Genomic DNA, 23,798 nt, shown 5'->3' with positions numbered 1-23,798 from the left:
AATAGCTAAAAGAAAGGGCAGCCATCGGGCTGCCCTCGTATTGCGCCATCGTGAATTACTGCTGTGCCACGATCTGCTCGCCGTCCAACGCCAGGGTAATTGGTTTGCCCGGCAACAGTTTCCCGGACAGGATCTGTTGTGCCAACGGGTTTTCGATCTCCTGTTGGATGGCACGCTTCAACGGACGTGCGCCATAAACCGGGTCGAAGCCGGCCTGAGAGAGCTGATCCAACGCCGCCTCGCTCATCGTGACGCTGTAGCCCTTCTCTTCCAACCGCTGATACAACCGCTGCAACTGGATGCGGGCGATCGCCTTAATGTTCTCCTGACCCAACGGATGGAAGACCACCGTCTCATCGATACGGTTGATGAACTCTGGTCTAAAGTGGTGGGTGACCACGCTCATGACCAACTCTTTCATCTCGCCATAGCTCAGCTCGCCGAAGCGATCCTGGATCAGATCAGAGCCCAAGTTTGAGGTCATGATCACCACCGTGTTACGGAAGTCCACGGTACGACCCTGGCCATCCGTCAAGCGACCATCATCCAACACCTGCAGCAGGATGTTAAACACATCCGGATGCGCCTTCTCGACCTCGTCGAGCAGGATGACCGAGTAAGGACGACGACGCACCGCTTCGGTCAGATAACCGCCCTCTTCATAGCCGACATATCCCGGAGGCGCCCCGACCAAACGCGATACGGAGTGCTTCTCCATAAATTCAGACATGTCGATACGCACCATGGCGTCATCGCTGTCGAACAGGAAGTTGGCCAACGCCTTGCACAACTCGGTCTTACCTACCCCGGTCGGCCCCAAGAAGAGGAAAGAGCCGATGGGACGATTCGGATCGGACAAACCGGCCCGGCTACGACGGATGGCGTTAGAGACCGCCTCAACCGCCTCATTCTGGCCGACGACGCGTTTATGCAGCTCATCTTCCATACGCAGCAGTTTCTCTCGCTCACCTTCCAGCATGCGCGATACCGGAATACCGGTCCAGCGTGCCAACACTTCGGCAATCTCGACATCGGTAACCTTATTACGCAGCAGCTTCATGCTCTTGCCTTCAGCCTGTGTCGCCGACTGCAACTGCTTCTCCAGATCTGGCAGCTTGCCATACTGGATCTCCGACATCTGCGCCAAATCGCCGCTACGCCGTGCCTGCTCCAGGGCGATCTTCGCCTGCTCGATCTCGGCTTTAATATTCTGGGTGCCCGTTAACGCGGCCTTCTCCGCCTTCCACTCTTCCTCTAGTGAGGCGTAGTCACGCTCCTTCTCCTCCAGCTCGCTATTCAGGATCTCCAGACGTTTCTTACTGGCCTCGTCGGACTCCTTCTTCAGCGCCTGCTGCTCCAGTTTAAGCTGGATGATACGCCGTTCCAGACGATCCAACGCTTCCGGTTTAGAGTCGATCTGCATCCGGATGCTGGAGGCGGCCTCATCGATCAGGTCGATGGCCTTATCGGGCAACTGTCGATCGGCAATATAACGATGTGACAACGTCGCCGCCGCCACGATAGCCGGATCGGTGATCTGCACATGGTGGTGCAGTTCATAACGCTCTTTCAAGCCACGCAGGATAGCGATGGTATCCTCGACGGAGGGCTGCGCGACATAAACCTTCTGGAAACGGCGCTCCAGCGCGGCATCCTTCTCAATATATTGACGGTATTCGTCCAGGGTCGTTGCCCCGACGCAGTGCAACTCGCCGCGCGCCAATGCCGGTTTCAGCATGTTCCCGGCATCCATCGCGCCGTCGGCCTTGCCGGCGCCGACCATGGTATGCAACTCGTCGATAAACAGGATGACGCTGCCCTCCTGCTTCGCCAGATCGTTCAGCACCGCCTTCAGGCGCTCTTCGAACTCCCCACGGAACTTCGCCCCGGCGATCAACGCCCCCATATCCAAGGAGAGCACACGCTTATTCTTCAAGCCTTCCGGCACTTCACCGTTAATGATGCGCTGAGCTAACCCTTCGACGATGGCGGTCTTACCGACCCCCGGCTCCCCGATCAGCACCGGGTTATTCTTGGTACGGCGTTGCAGAACCTGGATGGTGCGGCGGATCTCTTCGTCACGCCCGATCACCGGATCCAGCTTGCCCTGCTCGGCACGTTCGGTCAGGTCGATGGTGTACTTCTTCAGCGCCTGGCGCTGATCTTCGGCATTCTGATCTTCCACTTTCTCTCCTCCACGCAACTGCTCAATGGCAGCGCTAAGTTTCTGCGCAGAGGCACCGGCGGCCTTCAGCATATCGGCCAATTTGCCGCGCTCTTCCATCGCGGCCAAGATAAACAACTCGGACGATATGTACGTGTCGTTGTGCTTTTGCGCTAACTTATCACACAGGTTGAGAACCCGAATTAACTCATTGGATGGTTGAACATCGCCACCCGTACCTTCTACCTGCGGTAGACGGCTAATAGCCTGCTCCAGCGACTGGCGAAACGCGCCGATATCGACGCCCGCAGAGGCCAGCAGCGGACGAACCGTGCCCCCATCCTGATTGAGCATCGCGCTCATCAGATGTATCGGTTCAATAAATTGGTTGTCACGCCCGAGTGCCAAAGACTGGGCGTCAGCGAGGGCTAACTGGAACTTGTTGGTTAAGCGATCCAGACGCATGATTCCTCCGAGACATATGCAAATTGCTTCTGGAGAATAAGTGTGGTCTAGACTGCACTTTTCAACCAAACTGTGACAATTATTTAATTATTTTTTGTGCAACGGAGGGTGGCACGCGAAGCGTACAGCGCTGTCGCCCCCCTGGGCGCGCCTCGGCGATCCAGTAGGCGAACAGAGATTCAGGAGAACCAGATCAGCGAGGCCATACGCCCGGTCTGGGCGGCTCGGCGGTAGGAAAAGAAGCGTTGTGGATCGCTCAGCGTGCAACAGTCGCCACCGCTGATATCGCGGACACCGACCGCCTGGAGACGCAGGCGCGCCAGCGCGTAGATATCCGCCAAATATTTGCCCCCCGCGACGGGTTGGAAGGCCGTCACGCTGGCGGCATCTTGCTCGATAAACTGCTCACGCACCTCGGGCCCCACCTCGAAAGCCGTCGGTCCGATGGCTGGCCCCAGCCAGGCCAGGATGTGTGAGGGCTCGGCGGCAAAGCAGGCTAAGGTCTGCTCTAACACCCCATGACACAGCCCGCGCCAACCCGCATGGGCCGCTGCGACCTCATCGCCCCGTAGGCTGGTGAACAGAACCGGCAGACAGTCCGCCGTCATCACCGCGCAGACCTGCCCCGGAGTACGGGTATAGGCCGCATCGGCGCGCACATCTCTCTCTTCCGCCGAATCCGTCAGCGTCAATACTCGAGTACCGTGCACCTGCTCTAACCAGATCGGCGGCGTCGGGAGTTGCAATGCCTGACACAGGCGCTGGCGGTTGGCCTCCACCTGCTCGGGCACATCGCCCACATGCAGCCCAAGATTGAGTGAGGCATAGGGTGCCTGGCTCACACCGCCCTCACGGGTCGTGGAGCACGCCGAGACGCGCGCTGGCGCCGCCCAGCGCGGCGTGATCAGTTTCATAGCCAGTCCATCTCATCCTTAAAGGTTTCGGCATCCTCTTGCATCACCGCGATCAGACGCTGCATATCTTCCGGAATCGGCGCGTGCCACTCCATCTCGATACCGCTAATCGGGTGGTAAAGACGCAGCATGGTCGCATGCAGAGCCTGGCGATCGAAGGCGCGCAGCGTCTGGATAAATTCCGGCGAGGCATCACGCGGCGGACGCGGGCGGCCACCGTACAGTTGATCGCCCACCAGCGGGTGGTTGATGTGCGCCATATGAACACGGATCTGGTGCGTTCGTCCGGTCTCCAGACGTAGGCGCAGGCGTGTATGGGCACGGAAATGTTCCATGATCCGGTAGTGAGTCACCGCCGGTTTCCCCATCGGATGCACCGACATATGGGTACGTTTCGTCGGATGGCGCGCGATCGGCTCACGCACCGTGCCCCCCGCGGTCATGGTACCAATCGCGACGGCCTCATATTCACGGGTGATTTCACGCAGCTGCAACGACTCGACCAGACGCGTCTGCGCCGGCACCGTCTTCGCAACCACCATCAACCCGGTGGTGTCTTTATCCAGGCGATGTACGATCCCGGCGCGCGGCACATCGGCGATCTGAGGGTAATAATGCAGCAGCGCATTCAACACCGTGCCGTCGGGATTACCGGCGCCCGGGTGAACCACCAGATCACGGGGCTTATTGATCACCAGGATATCCTCGTCTTCATAGACGATATCCAGCGCGATATCCTGCGCTTCCCAGCGGTTCTCTTCCTCAATCAGCGCATCAATGGCAATATGCTCACCACCCAGCACCTTCTCCTTGGGCTTATTGATGATGATCCCATTGACGCTGACGCGATCCTCAAGGATCCACTCTTTGATGCGTGAACGTGAATAATCAGGGAACAATTCCGCCAACGCCTGATCTAAACGTTGGCCGAGCTGGGATTCCGTCACCGTCGCGGTGAGTTGTACTTGTTGTGCCATAGTGAGTTTCTTTCGTTAACGTTGGGTTTTCTCGGCGTTGCCGTTTAAAATAGTGTGCTATTGTAGCTGGTCTTTGCCGGGAGCTTAACGGAGAGCCGCCCGGAACAACATAAAAAGGGTAAGCAAAACGTCATGACGCGTATCAAATATCTGGTGGCTGCCACCACGTTGAGCCTGGCGCTGGTTGGTTGCTCCAGCTCTAAAGAGGCGGTGCCCGACAATCCGCCTGCCGAAATCTACGCTACCGCACAGCAAAAGCTGCAGGACGGTAACTTTAAAGCGGCGATTACGCAACTGGAAGCGCTGGATAACCGTTATCCATTTGGCCCTTACTCTCAGCAGGTACAGTTGGATCTGATCTATGCCTATTATAAGTCGGCCGACCTGCCGATGGCACAGGCTACCATCGATCGCTTCATCCGCCTAAATCCAACCAGCCAAAATATGCCCTATGTGCTCTACATGCGCGGCCTGACCGACATGGCTATGGACGATAGCGCATTGCAAGGCTTCTTCGGTATTGACCGCTCCGACCGTGACCCGGAGCATGCCCGCCAGGCTTTCCGTGATTTCAGCCAGCTGGTACAGCGTTATCCCAACAGCCAATACAGTAGCGATGCGACCAAACGACTCATCTTCCTAAAAAACCGTCTGGCAAAACATGAGTTAGCCGTCGCACGCTTCTATACCAAACGCGGTGCCTATGTCGCCGTGGTCAACCGTGTCGAGCAGATGCTACGTAACTACCCGGATACTCAGGCGACGCGTGATGCGCTGCCACTGATGGAGAACGCCTACCGTCAGTTGGGTCTGATGAGCGAAGCCGCCAAAGTACAGAAGATCATCGCCTTCAATGGCGACAACGCCTAATAGCATAGTCGCATAACGGCTATGAGTAACGACAAAAGGCAGCCAATGGCTGCCTTTATTTTTATCATCCTGGCGAGCGAGGCAATGGAGTGAACGGAAACAACGCCATCCCCATGCTAGATTTCAGCCAAAGCACAGCCCAGGCTATACCACCTTTTCTGCCGCCAACCTTTTCATCATGCGCATAAATTTCCGCTGACTCAAGCGCTATTTTCAGCACTTTTCACCAGAGTCACAAAACCATCTAACTTTGCAAAAAGTGACAAAAATCCGTGATTTTCTTCTCACACTTTGCGCCACGGCGCGTTATGCTGAAATCACCAAGACGGAAAAGACAGAGAGGTATCTGTATGACTATCAGCATCACCAGCAAACAAATGGAAATCACTGCTGCCATCCGTGAACATGTCGAAGACCGTCTCAGCAAACTGGACAAATGGCAAACGCATCTGATCAACCCGCACATTATTCTGTCCAAGGATCCGCAGGGGTTCGTGGTTGACGCCACCATCAATACCCCCAATGGGCAACTGGTCGCCAGCGCTAAACATGAAGATATGTATGCGGCGATCAACGAGTTGCTGAATAAATTGGAGCGCCAGTTAAACAAGGTACAGCATAAAGGTGAGGCTCGCCGCGCACACACCAGCGTAAAAGAGGCCAATTTGCAGGCGGCTAGCGAAGAATAGCCTAGAAGTAGCGACTTAACCTGCCATAACGCGCCCCATCGGGCGCGTTTTTCGTTATGGCAAAAACGTTGACAGAGAAAAAGTATCACAGGTAACGTAAGGCTATCCCACACACTGGAGCCGCCTCATGCCGGGTCGTTTATCTTTCTTTCATTGCCGCTTTTTTCCCCCCTGTCGCTTGGGAGGCTGCTTTCTACCTTAAAAGGGCAACGAAAGAACGATGTGCAGCCTCCCCCGGGGAGGCTTTTTTATGTGCGTAAACTATGGCATCAAATCGATTAATAAGGGCAACCGATGAGCACATCCAATCCGTTACTGACGCTACGCGAGCAGATCAGCGCCGTCGACAGCCAACTGTTGACCCTGCTGGGTGAACGTCGTCGCTTGGCCGAGCAGGTCGCCCAGGCCAAGCAGGCGCTACACCATCCGGTACGCGACCTCACCCGTGAACGCGAACTGCTACAACGGCTGATCGAGCAGGGCAAACCCCTACAGCTGGATGCCCACTTCATCACACGCCTGTTTCAACTGATCATCGAGGAGTCAGTCCTCACTCAGCAAGCCTTGCTGCAACAGGCTCACCAGGCGGCAGAGACCTCGGCACGTATCGCCTTCCTCGGCCCGAAAGGCTCATACTCCCATCTGGCCGCCCGGCGCTATGCCGCCCGCCATTTCGAGCAAGCCATCGAGTGCGGTTGTCAGCGTTTTGCCGATATCGTCGCCCTGGTCGAGAGCGGCCAAGCCGACTATGCCGTACTACCGCTAGAAAATACCTCCTCCGGCTCGATCAACGAGGTCTATGATCTGCTGCAACACACCAGCCTGTCGATTGTCGGCGAGCTGACGCTGACGATCGATCACTGCCTACTGGTCAACGGCGAGAGCGATCTGAACCAACTGACCACCATCTATAGCCATCCGCAACCCTTCCAACAGTGCAGCCAGTTTCTCAACCGCTACCCACAGTGGAAGATCGAATATTGTGAAAGCACCGCCGCCGCGATGGAACAGGTCGCCGCCTTGCGCTCTCCTCAGGTAGCGGCACTCGGCAGCGCCGCCGGCGGCCAGCTATATGGCCTACAAGCCCTGGCTCACGATCTGGCTAACCAGACACAGAATATGACACGCTTCATCGTGTTGGCGCGTAAGGCCATCGAGGTCAACAGCCAGGTCGCCGCCAAGACGACCCTGATCATGGCCACTGGGCAACAGCCTGGCGCACTGGTCGACGCACTGCTGGCCTTCCGCGAGCAGCACATCGTCATCACGAAGTTGGAGTCACGTCCCATCAACGGCAACCCGTGGGAGGAGATGTTCTATCTGGATGTGCAGGCTAACCTCAATCATCCCGCCATGCAGCAGGCGCTGCATGCGTTGCGCTCACTGACGCGCTCACAGAAAGTACTGGGCTGCTACCCGAGTGAGAACGTCATACCGGTCAGCAACGGCACACCATCGTAATAGCGCCCCACGGATCGCCGCCGCTCAACGGCGGCGATCGTGCGCCTGGCGCAACAACGTCCGGCTCTCTTGCTGAAAGTGTTGAGCATGGTCGCCAAACCAGTGTGCGACACGTTGAAAAGCGGTAACGAAGGCCGCCTTATCTCGCCCCTCCAGCAGTCGTATCGCCTCACCGAAGCGCTGGTGATAGCGCTTAATCAAGGCCAGATTGTCTGCCGATGCCATGATGATATCAGCATACAGTTGGGCATCCTGGGCGAACAGCCGCCCAACCATCATCAACTCCAGGCGATAGATCGGCGATGATAGCGTCAGTAACTGTGCCAGGCTGACATTCTCCTCCGCCAAATGCAGACCATAGGCAAAGGTCGTGAAATGGCGCAGCGCCTGGATGAAGGCCATGTTCTGATCATGATCGACGGCACTGATAGGATGCAGACGCGCCCCCCAAACTTGTAACTGCTCCAGCAGCCATTGATAAGCCTGCGGCTGACGCCCATCACAATACACGATCACCTGCTTGGCAAAACTGTCCACATCGGGACCAAACATGGGGTGTAATCCCAGCACAGGACCGGTATGGGCCGCCAACATCGCCTGCAACGGCGCAGCCTTCACCGACGCCAGATCGACCAGCAAACAATCCGCCGGTAAGGTCGGCAGGCGGGCGATCACCGCCTCGGTGAGAGGGATCGGCACGCTCACCACCACCATCCCCGCATCGGCGCATAGCGCCTCGGCCTGCGGCCAGTCCTGTGGCTCAAGGATGCGTACCTGATACCCGGAGAGACGGAGCATCCGAGTAAACAAGGCGCCCATCTTTCCGCCGCCACCGACGATCACCACCGGACGCAAGGTGGGATTTAACGCCTTAAAGCCTTTCTCATTCTCGCTGGAGTACGATTCCCGCATCACCCGGCGTAAGACATCCTCGATCAGATCCGGTGAGACACCGAGCTGCTCCGCCTCGGCCCGGCGCGAGGCGAGCATCGCCGCCTCGCGTTCTGGCACATAGACCGGCAACCCGTAATGGCTCTTCACCTCGCCGACCCGCGCGACCAATTCCAGGCGGCGCGCCAGTAGCGCTAATAACGCCTTATCAACCTCATCAATCTCGTCGCGCAACGCGCTCAGTTCCGCCACCATGAGCTTACCTCTCCCCTCGCCCTATGCCTGACAGCTGCTGGTGCATCGCACGCAGTAAGGTTTCTGTCGTCGCCCAATCAATACACCCATCCGTCACCGAGACACCATATTGCATCGCGCTACGCGCCTGCTCCGAACTCTGATTACCGGCAAACAGGTGACTCTCCAGCATCACGCCGATGATCGAACGATTACCCGCAGCCAGTTGCGCCATCACCGCCTCGGCGACCTGGGGCTGACGGCGATAATCTTTATTGGAATTACCATGACTGCAATCGATCATCAGGCGTGGAGGAAGGCCGGCCTGTACCATCTGCGCCTCACATTGCGCCACATCCTGCGCGCTATAGTTCGGCACCGCGCCACCGCGCAGGATCACATGACCGTCGGGATTGCCTTGCGTCTGCAACAAACAAACCTGCCCCGCCTGATTGATACCCACAAAACGGTGTGGCATCGCCGCCGCCTTCAACGCGTTGATCGCCGTCGCCAGGCTACCATCGGTACCATTTTTAAACCCGACGGGCATCGACAGGCCTGAGGCCATCTCACGATGGGTCTGTGACTCGGTGGTACGGGCGCCGATGGCAGACCAGCTAAACAGATCACCCAGGTATTGGGGCGAGTTAGGGTCCCAGGCCTCCGTCGCCAGTGGCAATCCCATTTCGACCAGTTGCAGCAGCAGGCGCCGCGCAATATGCAGACCCGCCTCAACATCAAATGAGCCATCCATATAGGGATCGTTAATCAATCCCTTCCACCCCACGGTGGTACGCGGCTTCTCGAAATAGACCCGCATGACGATATAGAGCCGATCGCTCAGTGTCTCAGCCAAGCGCCGTAAACGGGCGGCATACTCCAGGGCCGCATCGACATCGTGGATCGAGCAGGGGCCACAGATCACCAACAACCGATCATCATCGCCGGCAAGGATCCGCGCGATCGTCTGGCGCGAGGCAGCGATCTGCGTCTGCTGTGCCGCATTGAGCGGGAAACGCGCCTTCAATACCTCCGGCGTGATCAAGATCTGTTCGTCGCTGATATGCACATTATTAACCGCATCTTTTTGCATCATCGAAATATCCGCCTGTCTGGTCATGGTGCCCGGGGTCAACCCGGGACGCTCTCCTGTGGTGTTTACATTAACAGCTATCGTAAAGTTTTCAATCCATAAACGTAAAGATAATCGCACAGTTATCTTTACAGGCTCAACGGCAGCAAATTTTGAAGCAACACGCAGTTTCCTGGTGACTCACCCCCACCGGTTAATATCACATGATAAGATGGCGCCGTTTTCAGGAGGGAGCATGTTAACAGTCATCATTGTCGACGATGAGCAACCGGCACGCGACGAACTCGCTACGCTGCTCCAACGCTATCCAGATATCGAGCTGGTCGCCAGTTGCGCCAATGCGTTGGAGGCCATTCCCCAGATCCATCGCCTGCGGCCCAGCGTGCTCTTCCTCGATATTCAAATGCCACGCATCAGTGGGCTAGAACTGGTGAACATGTTGGATCCCGACACCTTGCCCTACATCGTGTTTATCACCGCCTTCGACGAATACGCCATCCAAGCCTTTGAGCGGCATGCCTTCGACTATCTCCTTAAACCGATCGATACGGCCCGACTACACAAGACCCTTGAGCGCCTACTCCGTGGCAACGAATTACGCCAGAATTTGCATCCCCTGCAAGAACCGCAGCTTAAACACATTCCTTGCCACGGCTTAAACCGTATCTTCTTGCTCAAGCTGGAGGAGGTCGAGTATCTGTCATCGGAGCTCAGCGGCATCCATGTTGTCGGTAACCAACAAAGTGGTTACACCCAGCTGACACTCAAAACCCTGCAAGAAAAAACACCGCTGATCCGCTGCCATCGTCAATATATGGTTAACGTCGATCGTCTCAAGGAGATCCAGTTACTGGATAATGGTGCGGCAGAAGTCCTCACCCAAAGTGGTAAGCGTATTCCGGTCAGCCGACGTTACTTAAAAAACTTAAAGGAGCACCTCGGTATCGCCTAAGTGCCCACCATCGATTAGCATGGCTAATAAAAATCGCCGGAAAGAATTAAGCATGGTCCAACCATCGCATCTCCTCCATGATGGCTAATGCCTCTCTTGCCATGAGAAACGAGCCTCTTGTTTAAGCCAGTGTATTGATTAATAAGATAACGACTCCAGTCAGCGCCGCGCAATATTCTCGCGTCTCGATTTTTCGCCCCGCGCACTCAAACACATTGCTCAATAAATACCTCTAGCGGGTTAATCTGATGCAATGCTTACTAATATCTTGCGAGTATCTATAATAAAGAGAGACTGATTGTTGTGGCGTAGCTCGGTAATTCCGAGTAAATTCTGCGTAAATACAGCAGATTAAAAATCTCACTGCTTTTTTGCACTTTTATATCGGATTTGCACTAAATAACCAGTATATTGTCCAGGTTATATTAATTTATAGCGATGTGATGAGTCCTCTCTGACGGTGTTAGTTATGATGAATACAACAGTCACCTATGAAGCCAAAGGCTATGAAGATATCCCGGCACTGTTATCCTTTATGCAACAACAGTTACAATGCGGGCGACTCACCCTCGACATGACCTCGGAAGACTTCTATGCCAAGGCGATGATTAGCCGACTGAGTAATGGTGCGCGCTTTATGACCATGAGCGCCTGTGGCTATAATATTACCCATCACATCGCGCATGCTCAGCAAAGCCGGGTACTCTACCTCATCTACTCAGACCATAAGATGCAATGGGGCGAGGAGGGGTTAAACTGCACCTTACCTTACCGCGACTCCTTTCTGATCGACAGCTCAAAAGGCTTTCAAATCTCGTCACCGGGTTACCAGCAAACGCGTTCCTTTGCTATCCCCTTCTCGTTACTGGGGGATCGCTTAGAGCATGTCATCCAAGGCTTGATCGGGCGTAAACTCTCATCGATTAAATATGGTGACGAGATCAATAAAATCATGTCAACCACGCAGCATGCCCCCGGCCTAGCCGAGCGCTTAGATATTGTCACCAACTTAATCAAGGTCATCACTTATAATGAAAAGCAAGAAAACAACAGTAAATATGAACTGATCGTCAAGAAAATCACTATGAATATCTATGACGAATCATTATCACTCCCCCAGTTGGCACAACTATGCGCCATGTCAGCGCGCAACATTCAATATATACTCGCCTCTCATGGCACCACCTTCAATCGTCTCAGTGCCGATATTCGCCTGAAGTTACTCTGTGATAACCTACAGAAGATGAAGCATAAGAAATTGAATGAGATCGTTTTTCTAAGTGGTTACAACTCCTTCTCAACCGCGGCCCGCCACTTTAAGCGGAAGTTTAATCAGTCGATTACCGACTACCTCCAGCAAAACCAAGCTTAATCCAGCAATATGGCTATAAGGCATATTTAATATAATAGCTAGGCAATGACTCCTGGTAATAGTCACGAAAGTGGCGTGATGCCGTCAAAAAGGAGCGATAGCCACAGCGCTTGACAATGTCACTTAACGAGCGAGTGGGTGTATGCTGCATCTCCTGTAACAAACAGGTCAGACGCGCCTGTACCAAGAGTACCTGAAAACGTGTATTTTGCTGAGAGAATACATACTGGATAGAGCGTTTCGACATACCACTGATGTGTACTAACTTGGCAAGCGAAAAGTCGGTACTCCGACAATGTGTGAGAATGAGGTTATTAAGATAATCGAATTTATTAAGCGCGCGCCGTGTCGAAATATTACTCGAGATAATCAAAAGATTAATCAGCACGGTGATCTTCTCGGTTAACGCTGCCGCGGTATGGCTTTCCGCCGCCATGCTGGTGATCAGTTTACCGAAGGGAAGTGTCGATGCCAGCCGTCCATCGAATAGGCGTTCGACGGCTGCAGCATATTGTCCAAAACACGCTTCCGGCAATAATACCGACACTGTCGAGCGCAATAGTGATGAGGCCATACTAAATGGCTGCGCACCATTCAGCAAAAGACACTCTTTACTCCGCACCGTAATAGCACGGCCATCGAGAGTACATTGCAACGGTGTTTCCGTGTATACCAGACCATAAACGGGTCTTGAATGCTCATACTTCTCGATCATCCCGGGCGTGGTCCGGATCACCACGACACGAGCACCATTAGCTAGCTGATGTATCTCGCTCTCGCCAAAAAAATCATCCTGTTGTGCATTAATTCTTATCCTACCACACGCCGTATGCTGCTGAAAAAAATGGCTCCAAGCAGTAAAATTTTCAATACCATAAGTGAACAGCGAATGTGTAATGATCTCGGCCATCGTCGCTCCGCACCCGCATAAAAATGGAACAAGTCAAAGTGCTATCATGATTAATCCGCTGATAACGTCATACATCTCTTATCAATATTTTTATTCACGCTCAGCGACATCCTATCGATACGATTAATAAAACATCTCGCAACGGAGTAATAAATACCCCTGGTTGCTAATAGATAATTATCGCGTAGTAATCCCGCCATACCTATCGCTATCTCAGCATATTCTCTCCAGATAACAATATCTGGGGAGATCATTTTCACCAATAGACTAATGAACGCTATCTTTTATTATTAATCACACTCCATAATAAATAATCCCTGGCGCTGCTTAAATTGACTATAAAATTAATTAAACGCTATGATTGCCCTTCCAGCCTCAGCGAATCCCTCCAGAACAGCATCTGCCGCTATCGGGTGCCACGCCTCACATCCTGCCCACGCACTGTGAGGCGGGACTCCAGCGGCATACTCTCGCCCTGCTTGGCTATGATAGAACGCACACTCATCACATGTATTCAATTCGCGCAATTAATTACATAATGTGCATAACATTCTGTTCAATTAATTAACCCTATGCACGGGCGCTCCCAGCGGCATGCCACTAAGAAAACACGGCGACTTAAGTCATTACCACGACGCTATAGGCTCAGATAAATAGGTAAGAGGACTCCATTCCCAGAGCGGCAAAACAACACATCGATAATTATAAGCAGAATAATTAATTTTACTTGTTCGCTACCACGTATGGGAAAGCACACACTACGTGACTGTTTACCACCATCATCAAAGTTATTAACAAAAAAAGGATGTCTTACCGCTAAGCCAGACCGTCTCAGCTGACTCACTCGATATTTCCTTTTATTTTCTCAACAATAGTTTATGCAGATCAATTTCCATTCTGATTATATTCTTTATTTTTATAAAGGGAGAGCAATCTCCCAGAATCATAGCCAGAACAACTAGAGTATTAATCCACATATATCACAAGCGATATCGTTAATCCCCGGTTCTCGCATCATCTTGCGCAAAGATCCGGGAGAATAAGAAAAAAGGGAATCTATGGTCACGCTACAATTTGCCATTATCATCATCTGTCTATTGCTGGGAACACGCTATGGCGGGATGGGGCTCGGATTGATCAGTGGTATTGGTCTCTTCGTTCTCACTTTTGTTTTCGACTTAGTCCCCGGGAAGCCCCCTGTCGAGGTGATCCTGACCATTCTAGCCGTCATTGGCTGTGCCGCGGTACTGCAAACGGCCGGCGGGCTGAATGTCATGATGCAGTTCGCCGAGCGCCTGCTGCGTCGTCACCCACAACACATCACCATCCTGGCTCCCCTCACCACCTGGACGCTAACCTTCCTGTGCGGAACGGGCCATGTGGTCTATACCATGTTCCCCATCATCGCAGATATCGCCCTGAAAAAGGGTATCCGCCCAGAACGTCCGATGGCTGTCGCCTCCGTGGCCTCACAGATGGCGATCACCGCCTCTCCGGTCTCCGTCGCGGTCGTCTCGTTAGTCTCCATCCTCGGTGCGGCGCACGGTATTGGTCAAGCATTCACTATCCTGGATATTCTGTCGGTTTCCGTACCGGCCTCCTTGTGCGGGGTTCTGGTCGCCGCGCTGTGGAGTCTCCGTCGCGGTAAAGATCTGGATAAGGACCCGGTCTTTCAAGAGAAGCTCAAAGATCCCGAACAGCGCGCCTATATCTACGGTGACAGCCAAACCCTGCTGAATCAGACGTTCCCTAAGCAGGCTTACTGGGCAACCTGGATCTTCTTCGCCGCCATCGCCGTCGTGGTCCTGCTCGGTGCCTTTGCCGATCTACGTCCCGCCTTTGAGGTCAAAGGGGTTCTGAAACCATTATCGATGAACCTGGTGATTCAGATGATGATGCTGATCGCCGGCGCCATCATCCTGATGTCTTGCAAAGTGAAGCCGGGTGAAATCTCTAACGGGGCGGTCTTCAAGGCGGGCATGGTCGCGATCTTCTCCGTATTCGGCGTCGCCTGGATGAGCGATACCTTCTTCCAAGCCCATATGCAGGATCTACGTCTGGTGCTAGAAGATGTGGTCAAGAGTCATCCCTGGACCTATGCCTTGGTACTGTTCCTGGTTTCCAAGCTGGTCAATAGTCAGGCCGCGGCGCTGACCGCCATCGCACCGATGGGATTATCCTTAGGCGTCGAACCCAAGATGTTGCTGGCGTTCTTCCCGGCTGCCTATGGCTACTTCGTTCTGCCGACCTACCCCAGCGACCTGGCCTGTATCGGTTTCGACCGCTCTGGCACCACGCGCATCGGTAAGTTTATTATTAACCACAGCTTTATCCTGCCTGGCTTTATTGGGGTTATCACCTCTTGCTGTGTAGGCTATCTGCTGGTCGCCAGCTTCTACTAAGTCTCCCCCCGATATCGGCCTCCTTCTGGAGGCCGATATAAAAAAAGCGTATAACACCGCCTATCTGCAATAAAAAATAAGCTAATAATTACCATTTTTGGCCACATTATCACCCGCTATAATGTGACGCCTGTCAACTTTGGCATTATCCTTTTTCTATTGGAAACATCATGCTCCGCTCACGCGTCACCCAAACATTACCGACACTGATTGGCCTCACCGTCATACTCAATTACACCAGTGCCTTCGCCGATAGCACGCTATTTACCGCGTTAGACGATCCCTCCACCGCCAAGCAGCCCTTTATTGGCAATATCCAAGCGGGTTATAACTCCCAATCGGGCAACAGTAATAACTCCAGCCTGCTGGCCAACACCACCATGACCTGGTTCAACCGGGATGCAGCTACCGCCTACAGTCTATGGGGCACCGCCAATAATGCCGAGTCGAATGGCACTCGCTCGGCAGAGAAATATCAAGCCGGCGGCCGTACCCGCTTTAACGTTACCCAAGAAAACTACATGTTTGGTCAAGTGAACTGGTTGAATGACCGTTTCGCTGGCTATGCCTCACGGACTACCGGTACGGCGGGCTATGGTCGTCAGATCTTCTCCTCTCCAACCCAGGATCTGCGCGTCGAATTCGGCCCCGGCGTACGCCATGACGAATATCAGGGGGGAGGACGTGCGACACGCGCGCTCGCCTATGGTGCCGCCAACTACACCTACCAAGTCACGACCAACACCCAGTTCACTCAAGGGGTCTCCGCGCTCTCCAACGAAGACACCACGCTGAACTCGGAGACCGCGTTAAACGTCGGCATCAACGATGCGTTCTCCCTACGCCTCTCCTACAACGTGACCTATAACAGCGAACCGCCGGCCAGCGCGCCTAAGCACACCGACCGCACCAGCGCCATCACGCTACAGTACAACCTGTAACGTCCTCCGCTTGCCATGCGTAGTAACGGCCGCCTGCCTCGACAGTACGGCGGCCGTTTGACCCTTCTTTATTCTTCTTTACGTAGTTAATTAATATCCAGTTAAGCTTTCGGCGCTGTAATACCCGATACACCTCAAAGCCTATAGGAGGCGGTATCATGCTCTTTACCGAATCACTCAAAACAACAGCCGGCTTTATCACACAGTTTGTCCGCTCTCCCCGTACGGTAGGGGCCATCTCGCCCTCGACGCCCTTCCTGTGCCGTGAAATGGTACGCCCTGTCGATTGGCGACAGACCCACTCCATCGCCGAGTTTGGCGCGGGAACCGGCGTATTAACCCGCCATATTCAGCGCCGCATGCGTCACGATGCTCACTTGGATATCTTTGAGACTAATCCCCATTTTTGCCAAGCCCTACAGCAATTAGCCGATTGGCGCACTCAGGTGCACAACACCTCCGCCAGCGAGATCAGCCAACGCTACGATGTGATCTTCTCTGGCTTACCCTTACTGGCCTTTAGCGCCGAACTGCGCCACACCATCCTGAGCGCTGCCGCACTCGCGCTCAAACCTGGCGGGTGCTTTATTCAGTTCCAATACAGCCCGTTGCTCGAAAGCCACCTGGCCCGCCACTTTCACTGGCAACGCTCACTGGTATGGCGCAACCTGCCCCCCGCCTTTGTCTACCTGTGCCGTCCTCGTTAAACCCGCCCGTGTCACCATCCTGGTCACCCTGAGCCAAGCCTAGGCGACATCAGCGTGGGCATAATCGGGACACAAACATAAAAAAAGGGGCTGACCAGATGGCCAACCCCTTATCACTTAACTACTTTCGGATGTAGCGAAAGCGTTATCTTAGTTCAGACGCTCTTTAATACGAGCTGCCTTACCAGTACGCTCACGCAGGTAGTACAGTTTAGCTTTACGAACGGCACCACGGCGCTTAACAGCGATGCTGTCGATAACCGGTGAGTGAGTCTGGAATACACGCTCAACACCTTCGCCGTTAGAAATCTTGCGAACAGTGAATGCAGAGTGCAGACCGCGGTTACGAATAGCGATAACCACGCCCTCGAATGCCTGCAGACGCTTCTTAGAACCTTCAACGACCCATACCTTAACTTCCACGGAATCACCCGGACGGAACGCAGGTACGTCTTGCTTCATCTGCTCTTGTTCAAGCTGCTTAATGATATTGCTCATAATAATCTCTTACCCTAGGTAAACTGATATACGGCTCGACCCTACGGTCTCAGCCTTCATGTTCCTGCTGCGCGGCATGCTCCTCACGGAACTGCGCCAGCAGCTTTGCTTGCTCGTCAGTCAGAGCTAGGCTTTCTAGAAGTTCAGGTCTTCTCAGCCAGGTTCGGCCCAGCGACTGCTTTAAGCGCCAGCGACGGATCTCGGCATGGTTGCCCGACAGTAATACTGGCGGAACTTCCTTGCCTTGTAACACCTCAGGTCGGGTATAGTGCGGGCAATCCAGCAGCCCGTCGACGAATGAATCTTCCTGCGCCGAGGCCTGATCGCCCAATACCCCCGGGACAAACCGTGAGATAGAGTCGATCAAGGTCATGGCCGGCAGTTCACCGCCGCTGAGAACGTAATCACCGATCGACCATTCTTCATCGACCTCGGCTTGGATCACGCGCTCATCAATACCTTCATAACGCCCGCAGACCAGAATCAGCTTCTGAGCCGCGGAGAGTTCACAAACTCCTTGCTGGTCGAGTTTGCGCCCCTGAGGCGAGAGATAAATCACTTTCGCCCCTTCGCCTGCCGCTGCCTTTGCCGCATGGATGGCATCCCGCAAGGGTTGTACCATCATCAACATCCCCGGTCCGCCGCCATAAGGACGGTCGTCCACGGTACGATGCCGATCGTGGGTGAAATCACGAGGATTCCAGCACTGCACGCTAAGCAGGCCATTTTTTACCGCCCGGCCAGTTACCCCGTAATCGGTGATGGCGCGGAACATCTCGGGAAACAGGCTAACAACACCAATCCACATTGTCGTGTCCCACTCGCTGCAACCGTTAGTCTCGGAGGTCAAAAACCAGGATCCCAATCTACTTCAATACTCTTAGCAGTGAGATCGACTTTCTTGATCACCTGCCCGTCGAGGAACGGAATCAACCGCTCCTTGATACCGAATGCATCTTTCAGGTTCGCCTTGACGACTAAGACGTCGTTAGAGCCGGTTTCCATCATCGCAGTGACTTTACCCAACTCATAGCCGGCGACGGTGACCACCTGGCAGCCCATCAGGTCTTTCCAGTAGTAGTCGCCCTCTTCCAGCGCAGGCAGTTGCGACTCGTCCACGGCGATCTCTCGATTCACCAAGGCGTTAGCCGCATCGCGATCATCAATACCTTTGATCTTGATGACCAGATCCTGACTGTGGTTACGCCAGCTTTCCAGCTCAATCGCAACCCACTTACCCCCCTGCTGAATAAACCAGGGCTGGTAATCGAAAATGCTCTCGGCATCCTCGGTGGAGGAAAACACTCTGAGCCAGCCGCGGATGCCGTACGCAGAACCGAGTTTCCCCAGAATGACTGCTTTGTCCATCGCCGGCTTATTTTGTATGCTCATCGTGACCACCGCAACGGATTAAGCCGCTTTCTGAGCTTCTTTGATCAGCGCAGCTACGCGATCAGAAACGGTCGCGCCCTGGGAAACCCAGTGGCTTACACGATCCAGGTCCAGACGCAGGCCTTCGGCGCTACCGGTTGCAACCGGGTTGAAGAAGCCAACGCGCTCGATGAAACGACCATCACGAGCATTACGGCTGTCGGTCACTACTACTTGATAAAACGGACGCTTTTTCGCGCCGCCACGTGCTAAACGAATGGTTACCATAACATCCTCATTAGTAAATAAAACACCAGACCCCATCGAGGAACGGAGCCCGGTGTCCTTGTTCATACGAACATAAAAGCCCGAAAATTTTACTCATTTTGGCGCGAAAAGCAACTGCCAGCGCCGCTTTTCGCTCCGAGAGCCGCGGATTAACGCCCCGGGAATCCTGGCGGCATCATGCCACGCATGCCGCGCATCATCTTCGCCATTCCGCCTTTCTTCATCTTCTTCATCATGCGCTGCATCTCGTCAAACTGCTTCAGCAGGCGGTTGACGTCTTGCACCTGCATGCCAGAGCCCTGCGCGATGCGACGTTTGCGCGACCCTTTGATGATCTCCGGATGGTTGCGCTCTTTCAGCGTCATCGAGCTGATGATCGCCTCCATTCGCACCAACACCTTATCATCCATCTGCGCTTTAACGTTATCCGGCAACTGACCGACGCCCGGCAATTTGGCCAGCATGGAGGTCATCCCGCCCATGTTGCGCATCTGCTTAAGCTGCTCCATAAAGTCGTTCAGGTCGAAACCATCGCCCTTCTTCAACTTGGTCGCCAGCTTCTCGGCCTGCTCCCGATCGACCTTGCTCTCCAGCTCTTCGATCAGCGACAGGACGTCGCCCATACCCAGGATACGTGATGCAACGCGATCCGGATGGAACGGCTCCAACGCATCCGTCTTCTCGCCGACACCGAGGAACTTGATCGGCTTACCGGTGATATGGCGAATCGAGAGCGCCGCACCGCCGCGTGCATCGCCATCGACCTTGGTCAGTACCACACCGGTCAATGGCAGCGCCTGATTAAAGGCGCTAGCGGTATTGGCCGCATCTTGGCCGGTCATGGCATCGACGACAAACAGCGTTTCCACCGGGGTGATTGCCGCGTGGATCTGTTTGATCTCCTCCATCATCGCTTCATCGACATGCAAGCGACCGGCGGTATCGACGATCAATACATCATAGAATTTCTGCTTGGCGTGGGTCAGCGCACGCTGCACGATATCCAGCGGACGCTCTTGCACATCGGAAGGGAAGAAATCGACGCCTACGCCCTGTGCCAGGGTCTCCAACTGTTTGATCGCCGCCGGGCGATACACGTCGGCGGAGACAACCAGCACCTTTTTCTTTTGTTTCTCTTTGAGGAAATTACCCAGCTTACCGACGCTGGTCGTCTTACCGGCCCCTTGGAGACCGGCCATCAGCACCACCGCTGGCGGCTGCGCGGCCAGGTTCAACTCGGTGTTCGCCTCGCCCATGGCGCGCGTCAATTCGTCCTGCACAATCTTGACGAACTCTTGCCCCGGCGTCAGGCTCTTATTCACCTCTTGGCCCAGTGCGCTCTCTTTCACCCGATTGATGAAATCACGCACCACCGGCAACGCCACGTCGGCTTCCAGCAGCGCCATGCGCACTTCGCGCAGGGTATCTTTGATGTTATCTTCGGTCAGTCGCCCGCGGCCACTGATGTTGCGCAGCGTGCGCGACAATCGATCGCTTAGATTCTCAAACATGGTTTATGCTCAACGTAGTACCAATGCAAAACGGGCCGTCAGGCGACGACATCGCTAAAGATGGCGGCGAGTATAACACGAAGCCCTGCGATTCTCTCCCCCACGGCGCGCATTGCTAGCCGGCAGCGGTTGGAGCGTGACCCCGCTAACGCTATACTAAGATCCTCATTCACTCAGTCAGAATAAACTCGCTATGCCCGTATTTGCCATCACGGCTATGATTGCCTATCTGCTCAGCCTGGGGCTGATCGTTCCCGGTCTGGCGCGTAATAATCGCACCTATCGGCGGCTGGCGCTCACCTTCGCCAGCGGCGCCTTGTTGTGCCATGCCGTCGCACTCTATCAACGTATCTTCGACGTCAGCGCCGGGCAAAATCTGAGCTTGTTGAATATGGGGTCATCCGTCAGCCTGCTGATTTGCCTGGTGATGACCGTCGTGGCCTCACGCGATCGCGGTTGGTTTCTGCTGCCTATCGTCTACAGTTTCGCCCTGATCAACCTGGGGCTCGCCAGTTTTGTCCCCGGCGAGTTCATCACCCATCTGGAGGCGACCCCCTCATTGCTCGTTCACATCGGCCTGGCGCTCTTTTCCTATGCCACGCTGATCATCGCGGCGCTGTACGCCTTCCAGTTGGCCTGGATGGACTACCTGCTGAAGAATAAGAAGCTTACCCTGAGCGCCGACATGCCGCCGCTGATGAGCATTGAACGCAAGATGTTCCACATTACCCAGGTCGGTGTAGTGCTACTGACCCTGACACTGATTACCGGCGTGCTGTATATGGAGCACCTGTTCGATGCCGAGAACATGCACAAGGCGCTGTTGTCGGTGCTGGCCTGGATCGTGTACGTCACCTTGCTCTGGGGCCATTACCGCCGTGGCTGGCGTGGCCGCCCCGTGGTCTGGTGCAGCCTGGCCGGGGCCTTACTCTTAACCCTGGCCTACTTCGGCAGTCGGATCATGATGGGGGTTGTCCAGTAACCCCCGCCAGCATGCCAGTATCATCGCCCCGCCGCCCTTGCGCGGGGCAGATCGTTAATCACCATAAGGAATACCCGCTTGGAGCACGTCTCTACCGGCACACTGATCGCCATCCTGCTGCTGATGGTGATTATCTCCGCCTACTTCTCCGCCTCGGAAACCGGGATGATGACCCTCAACCGCTACCGCCTGCGCCATCTGGCAAAGCAGGGCGTGCGGCCCGCCCGGCGTGTCGAGCGCCTATTGCAGCACCCTGATCGCCTGATAAGCCTGGTGCTGATCGGGAATAACCTGGTCAACATCCTCGCCTCGGCCTTGGCTACCATCGTGGGCATGCGGCTATACGGCGACAGCGGCGTCGCCATTGCCACCGGTATCCTCACCTTCGTCATTCTGATCTTCGCCGAGGTCATGCCCAAGACCTTCGCCGCCCTCTACCCGGAGCGCGTCGCCTTTCCCAGCAGCTTATTACTCGGCCCGCTACAAAAGGTGATGATGCCGTTGGTCTGGCTACTGAATGGCATCACTCGCCTGTTGCTGCGGATGTGCGGTATTCAGCCGCACGTCAATCGCAGCGATGCGGTGAGTAAAGAGGAGCTACGTACCATCGTCAACGAGTCACGCTCGCAGATCTCACGCCGTAATCAGGACATGCTGATCTCGGTGCTGGATCTGGACAAGATCTCGGTGGAGGACATCATGGTGCCGCGCAACGAGATCGTCGGCATCGACGTCAATGATGATTGGAAATCGATCCTACGCCAGCTGACCCACTCACCCCATGGTCGCATCGTCTTGTTTCGCGACGGCCTGGATGATGCCATCGGCATGCTGCGCGTGCGCGAGGCTTACCGGCAACTGATCGAGAAGCAGGAGTTCAATAAGGAGAACCTACTGCGCGCCGCCGACGAGATCTACTACATTCCTGAGGGGACACAGCTCAATGTGCAGTTGCTCAAGTTCCAGCGGAATAAGGAGAAAGTCGGTATCGTAGTCGACGAGTACGGCGATATCAAAGGGCTGATCTCCGTCGAGGATATCCTGGAGGAGATCGTCGGCGACTTCACCACCTCCATGTCCCCCTCCCTGGCCGAAGAGGTGCTACCGCAGAGCGATGGCAGCGTACTGATCGACGGCAGCGCCAATATCCGTGAGCTGAATAAAGCCTTCAATTGGACACTGCCCGCCGAAGGCGCACGCACCATCAACGGCATGCTATTGGAGACGCTGGAAGAGATCCCGCAACCGGGCGCCCAGGTGACCATCGGCAACTACTTCATCGAAATCCTCGATGTACAGGAAAACATGATCAAGCGGGTGCGCGTCTCGCTGTTACGCGCCCCACTCGCGGGCGAACACACCTAACGCCTGGACGATAAGCACTAAAAAAGCCCCCGCAGATCATCTCTGTGGGGGCTTTTCTATCGGGCCGCGCGTGACCGTTATTGCCGGGTATCGCGCTCAGCGTGCCCTCACGCTTACGGGTGCAAACGCGCCAGTTGTTCGGCAGACAGCGCCAGATCGTCATTGTGGTTGATGCCGATGCCGCTAGCCAGAATATCACGGGCGATCTGCTGCGCCTCCGTCAGGGAGTGCATGTTACAGGTCCCGCACTGGAACTCATTCAACTCGGGGATATGATGCTGATCCTGGACCTGCAACACATCCTCCATCGCCGCCGTCCAAGCCGCCGCGACACGCGCTTCGTCCGGCGTACCGATCAGGCTCATATAGAAGCCGGTACGGCAACCCATCGGTGAAATATCGATGATCTCGACCCCATCGCCGTTGAGATGGTCGCGCATAAAGCCGGCAAACAGATGCTCCAACGTATGAATGCCGCGCTCCGGCAGAATGGCCTTATTCGGGCGGCAGAAGCGCAGATCGAATACCGTAATCTGATCGCCATGCGGCGTCGTCATCTTTTTCGCGACACGAACCGCCGGTGCGGCCATACGCGTATGGTCGACAGTGAAGCTATCCAATAATGGCATTTCATCACCTCCTCAAGGTAAAAAAATATTTTTTTCGCTTTTTAGGAAACCTTTTCCCATCGTACGACTCTCAGTATATGAAAGACGCGCATTTGTTATCATCATCCCTGTT

22 protein-coding genes are annotated in these 23,798 nt (G+C 54.7%); 10 read left to right on the top strand and 12 right to left on the bottom strand.

Annotated features, from left to right (window positions below):
- Positions 1–55: 55 nt before the first annotated feature.
- The 3 genes from clpB to rluD all read right to left on the bottom strand — a co-directional run bounded on the left by clpB (position 56) and on the right by rluD (position 4,520).
- A complete protein-coding gene (gene clpB / locus DCL27_RS03155; protein ID WP_005281848.1) occupies positions 56–2,629 on the bottom strand; it encodes an ATP-dependent chaperone ClpB in 2,574 nt (857 codons plus the stop codon).
- 179 nt (positions 2,630–2,808) lie between these two features.
- Positions 2,809–3,543 carry a purine nucleoside phosphorylase YfiH gene (gene yfiH, locus DCL27_RS03150; protein ID WP_005281850.1) on the bottom strand — a complete coding sequence of 245 codons (735 nt, stop codon included), beginning with the start codon at positions 3,541–3,543 and terminating at the stop codon, positions 2,809–2,811.
- Positions 3,540–4,520 carry a 23S rRNA pseudouridine(1911/1915/1917) synthase RluD gene (gene rluD, locus DCL27_RS03145; RefSeq protein WP_005281851.1) on the bottom strand — a complete coding sequence of 327 codons (981 nt, stop codon included), beginning with the start codon at positions 4,518–4,520 and terminating at the stop codon, positions 3,540–3,542. Before rluD ends, yfiH begins: the two co-directional genes overlap by 4 nt.
- A 132-nt stretch (positions 4,521–4,652) precedes the next feature.
- Here rluD and bamD point away from each other — a divergent pair, with 132 nt between their 5' ends.
- The 3 genes from bamD to pheA all read left to right on the top strand — a co-directional run bounded on the left by bamD (position 4,653) and on the right by pheA (position 7,540).
- A complete protein-coding gene (gene bamD, locus DCL27_RS03140; RefSeq protein WP_005281854.1) occupies positions 4,653–5,390 on the top strand; it encodes an outer membrane protein assembly factor BamD in 738 nt (245 codons plus the stop codon).
- A 350-nt stretch (positions 5,391–5,740) separates the two neighbouring features.
- Entirely contained in the window at positions 5,741–6,079 is a 339-nt protein-coding gene (raiA, locus tag DCL27_RS03135; protein WP_005281856.1) for a ribosome-associated translation inhibitor RaiA, read from the top strand.
- 294 nt (positions 6,080–6,373) lie between these two features.
- Positions 6,374–7,540, top strand: coding sequence for a bifunctional chorismate mutase/prephenate dehydratase (gene pheA / locus DCL27_RS03130; RefSeq protein ID WP_035598451.1), 1,167 nt, complete (start codon positions 6,374–6,376; stop codon positions 7,538–7,540).
- 24 nt (positions 7,541–7,564) lie between these two features.
- On the opposite strand, the gene tyrA is transcribed toward pheA, so the two are convergent.
- Positions 7,565–8,686: a bifunctional chorismate mutase/prephenate dehydrogenase gene (tyrA, locus tag DCL27_RS03125; protein WP_035598454.1), complete on the bottom strand. Its 1,122-nt coding sequence runs from the start codon at positions 8,684–8,686 to the stop codon at positions 7,565–7,567.
- A gap of 4 nt (positions 8,687–8,690) precedes the next feature.
- Positions 8,691–9,758, bottom strand: a complete 1,068-nt coding sequence (locus DCL27_RS03120; protein WP_228594498.1) for a 3-deoxy-7-phosphoheptulonate synthase — start codon at positions 9,756–9,758, stop codon at positions 8,691–8,693.
- Between the two features lie 235 nt (positions 9,759–9,993).
- Between DCL27_RS03120 and btsR the strand changes: the two genes are divergently transcribed.
- Both btsR and DCL27_RS03110 read left to right on the top strand, forming a co-directional pair.
- Positions 9,994–10,710, top strand: coding sequence for a two-component system response regulator BtsR (gene btsR, locus DCL27_RS03115; protein ID WP_005281865.1), 717 nt, complete (start codon positions 9,994–9,996; stop codon positions 10,708–10,710).
- Between the two features lie 469 nt (positions 10,711–11,179).
- Entirely contained in the window at positions 11,180–12,082 is a 903-nt protein-coding gene (locus DCL27_RS03110) for a helix-turn-helix domain-containing protein (RefSeq protein ID WP_005281867.1), read from the top strand.
- Positions 12,083–12,095: 13 nt separating this feature from the next.
- Here DCL27_RS03110 and DCL27_RS03105 read toward each other — a convergent pair whose 3' ends face one another.
- The gene (locus tag DCL27_RS03105) at positions 12,096–12,992 is read right to left on the bottom strand and encodes a helix-turn-helix domain-containing protein (protein WP_005281869.1); all 897 of its coding nucleotides are present in this window, start codon (positions 12,990–12,992) and stop codon (positions 12,096–12,098) included.
- Between the two features lie 1,058 nt (positions 12,993–14,050).
- Here DCL27_RS03105 and DCL27_RS03100 point away from each other — a divergent pair.
- From DCL27_RS03100 to DCL27_RS03090, 3 genes are all read left to right on the top strand, one after another.
- A complete protein-coding gene (locus DCL27_RS03100) occupies positions 14,051–15,394 on the top strand; it encodes an anaerobic C4-dicarboxylate transporter (RefSeq protein WP_005281876.1) in 1,344 nt (447 codons plus the stop codon).
- 170 nt (positions 15,395–15,564) lie between these two features.
- A complete protein-coding gene (locus tag DCL27_RS03095) occupies positions 15,565–16,335 on the top strand; it encodes a DUF481 domain-containing protein (RefSeq protein WP_035598457.1) in 771 nt (256 codons plus the stop codon).
- Between the two features lie 158 nt (positions 16,336–16,493).
- Positions 16,494–17,042, top strand: coding sequence for a class I SAM-dependent methyltransferase (locus DCL27_RS03090; protein ID WP_035598460.1), 549 nt, complete (start codon positions 16,494–16,496; stop codon positions 17,040–17,042).
- A 150-nt stretch (positions 17,043–17,192) separates the two neighbouring features.
- Here the strand turns inward: DCL27_RS03090 and rplS are convergent, their stop codons facing one another.
- The 5 genes from rplS to ffh form a co-directional block, all read right to left on the bottom strand.
- On the bottom strand, positions 17,193–17,540 hold the full coding sequence (gene rplS / locus DCL27_RS03085; RefSeq protein WP_005281885.1) for a 50S ribosomal protein L19: 348 nt from the start codon (positions 17,538–17,540) through the stop codon (positions 17,193–17,195).
- Positions 17,541–17,589: 49 nt separating this feature from the next.
- The gene (trmD, locus tag DCL27_RS03080; RefSeq protein ID WP_005281887.1) at positions 17,590–18,348 is read right to left on the bottom strand and encodes a tRNA (guanosine(37)-N1)-methyltransferase TrmD; all 759 of its coding nucleotides are present in this window, start codon (positions 18,346–18,348) and stop codon (positions 17,590–17,592) included.
- 38 nt (positions 18,349–18,386) lie between these two features.
- Entirely contained in the window at positions 18,387–18,932 is a 546-nt protein-coding gene (rimM, locus tag DCL27_RS03075) for a ribosome maturation factor RimM (RefSeq protein WP_005281888.1), read from the bottom strand.
- Positions 18,933–18,950: 18 nt separating this feature from the next.
- The gene (gene rpsP, locus DCL27_RS03070) at positions 18,951–19,199 is read right to left on the bottom strand and encodes a 30S ribosomal protein S16 (protein WP_005296478.1); all 249 of its coding nucleotides are present in this window, start codon (positions 19,197–19,199) and stop codon (positions 18,951–18,953) included.
- A 149-nt stretch (positions 19,200–19,348) separates the two neighbouring features.
- Positions 19,349–20,710, bottom strand: a complete 1,362-nt coding sequence (gene ffh / locus DCL27_RS03065) for a signal recognition particle protein (protein ID WP_035598462.1) — start codon at positions 20,708–20,710, stop codon at positions 19,349–19,351.
- A gap of 193 nt (positions 20,711–20,903) precedes the next feature.
- Here ffh and DCL27_RS03060 point away from each other — a divergent pair, with 193 nt between their 5' ends.
- Entirely contained in the window at positions 20,904–21,692 is a 789-nt protein-coding gene (locus DCL27_RS03060; protein WP_005281898.1) for a cytochrome C assembly family protein, read from the top strand.
- Between the two features lie 78 nt (positions 21,693–21,770).
- Positions 21,771–23,057: an HlyC/CorC family transporter gene (locus tag DCL27_RS03055; RefSeq protein WP_005281900.1), complete on the top strand. Its 1,287-nt coding sequence runs from the start codon at positions 21,771–21,773 to the stop codon at positions 23,055–23,057.
- A 113-nt stretch (positions 23,058–23,170) separates the two neighbouring features.
- Here the strand turns inward: DCL27_RS03055 and luxS are convergent, their stop codons facing one another.
- Positions 23,171–23,686 (bottom strand): S-ribosylhomocysteine lyase, encoded by a 516-nt coding sequence (gene luxS, locus DCL27_RS03050; RefSeq protein WP_005281902.1) that lies wholly within the window; start codon positions 23,684–23,686, stop codon positions 23,171–23,173.
- Positions 23,687–23,798 lie beyond the last annotated feature (112 nt).

The sequence above is a fragment of the Edwardsiella tarda ATCC 15947 = NBRC 105688 genome, from assembly GCF_003113495.2.
Classification (GTDB): domain Bacteria; phylum Pseudomonadota; class Gammaproteobacteria; order Enterobacterales; family Enterobacteriaceae; genus Edwardsiella; species Edwardsiella tarda.
This window is presented reverse-complemented; position numbering and strand designations above follow the sequence as displayed.

What these genes read in the sequence shown, in the direction of transcription:
- clpB (WP_005281848.1), bottom strand. Translation starts at nt 2,629, where the DNA reads ATGCGTCTGGATCGCTTAACCAACAAGTTCCAGTTAGCCCTCGCTGAC.
- yfiH (WP_005281850.1), bottom strand. Translation starts at nt 3,543, where the DNA reads ATGAAACTGATCACGCCGCGCTGGGCGGCGCCAGCGCGCGTCTCGGCG.
- rluD (WP_005281851.1), bottom strand. Translation starts at nt 4,520, where the DNA reads ATGGCACAACAAGTACAACTCACCGCGACGGTGACGGAATCCCAGCTC.
- bamD (WP_005281854.1), top strand. Translation starts at nt 4,653, where the DNA reads ATGACGCGTATCAAATATCTGGTGGCTGCCACCACGTTGAGCCTGGCG.
- raiA (WP_005281856.1), top strand. Translation starts at nt 5,741, where the DNA reads ATGACTATCAGCATCACCAGCAAACAAATGGAAATCACTGCTGCCATC.
- pheA (WP_035598451.1), top strand. Translation starts at nt 6,374, where the DNA reads ATGAGCACATCCAATCCGTTACTGACGCTACGCGAGCAGATCAGCGCC.
- tyrA (WP_035598454.1), bottom strand. Translation starts at nt 8,686, where the DNA reads ATGGTGGCGGAACTGAGCGCGTTGCGCGACGAGATTGATGAGGTTGAT.
- DCL27_RS03120 (WP_228594498.1), bottom strand. Translation starts at nt 9,758, where the DNA reads ATGCAAAAAGATGCGGTTAATAATGTGCATATCAGCGACGAACAGATC.
- btsR (WP_005281865.1), top strand. Translation starts at nt 9,994, where the DNA reads ATGTTAACAGTCATCATTGTCGACGATGAGCAACCGGCACGCGACGAA.
- DCL27_RS03110 (WP_005281867.1), top strand. Translation starts at nt 11,180, where the DNA reads ATGATGAATACAACAGTCACCTATGAAGCCAAAGGCTATGAAGATATC.
- DCL27_RS03105 (WP_005281869.1), bottom strand. Translation starts at nt 12,992, where the DNA reads ATGGCCGAGATCATTACACATTCGCTGTTCACTTATGGTATTGAAAAT.
- DCL27_RS03100 (WP_005281876.1), top strand. Translation starts at nt 14,051, where the DNA reads ATGGTCACGCTACAATTTGCCATTATCATCATCTGTCTATTGCTGGGA.
- DCL27_RS03095 (WP_035598457.1), top strand. Translation starts at nt 15,565, where the DNA reads ATGCTCCGCTCACGCGTCACCCAAACATTACCGACACTGATTGGCCTC.
- DCL27_RS03090 (WP_035598460.1), top strand. Translation starts at nt 16,494, where the DNA reads ATGCTCTTTACCGAATCACTCAAAACAACAGCCGGCTTTATCACACAG.
- rplS (WP_005281885.1), bottom strand. Translation starts at nt 17,540, where the DNA reads ATGAGCAATATCATTAAGCAGCTTGAACAAGAGCAGATGAAGCAAGAC.
- trmD (WP_005281887.1), bottom strand. Translation starts at nt 18,348, where the DNA reads ATGTGGATTGGTGTTGTTAGCCTGTTTCCCGAGATGTTCCGCGCCATC.
- rimM (WP_005281888.1), bottom strand. Translation starts at nt 18,932, where the DNA reads ATGAGCATACAAAATAAGCCGGCGATGGACAAAGCAGTCATTCTGGGG.
- rpsP (WP_005296478.1), bottom strand. Translation starts at nt 19,199, where the DNA reads ATGGTAACCATTCGTTTAGCACGTGGCGGCGCGAAAAAGCGTCCGTTT.
- ffh (WP_035598462.1), bottom strand. Translation starts at nt 20,710, where the DNA reads ATGTTTGAGAATCTAAGCGATCGATTGTCGCGCACGCTGCGCAACATC.
- DCL27_RS03060 (WP_005281898.1), top strand. Translation starts at nt 20,904, where the DNA reads ATGCCCGTATTTGCCATCACGGCTATGATTGCCTATCTGCTCAGCCTG.
- luxS (WP_005281902.1), bottom strand. Translation starts at nt 23,686, where the DNA reads ATGCCATTATTGGATAGCTTCACTGTCGACCATACGCGTATGGCCGCA.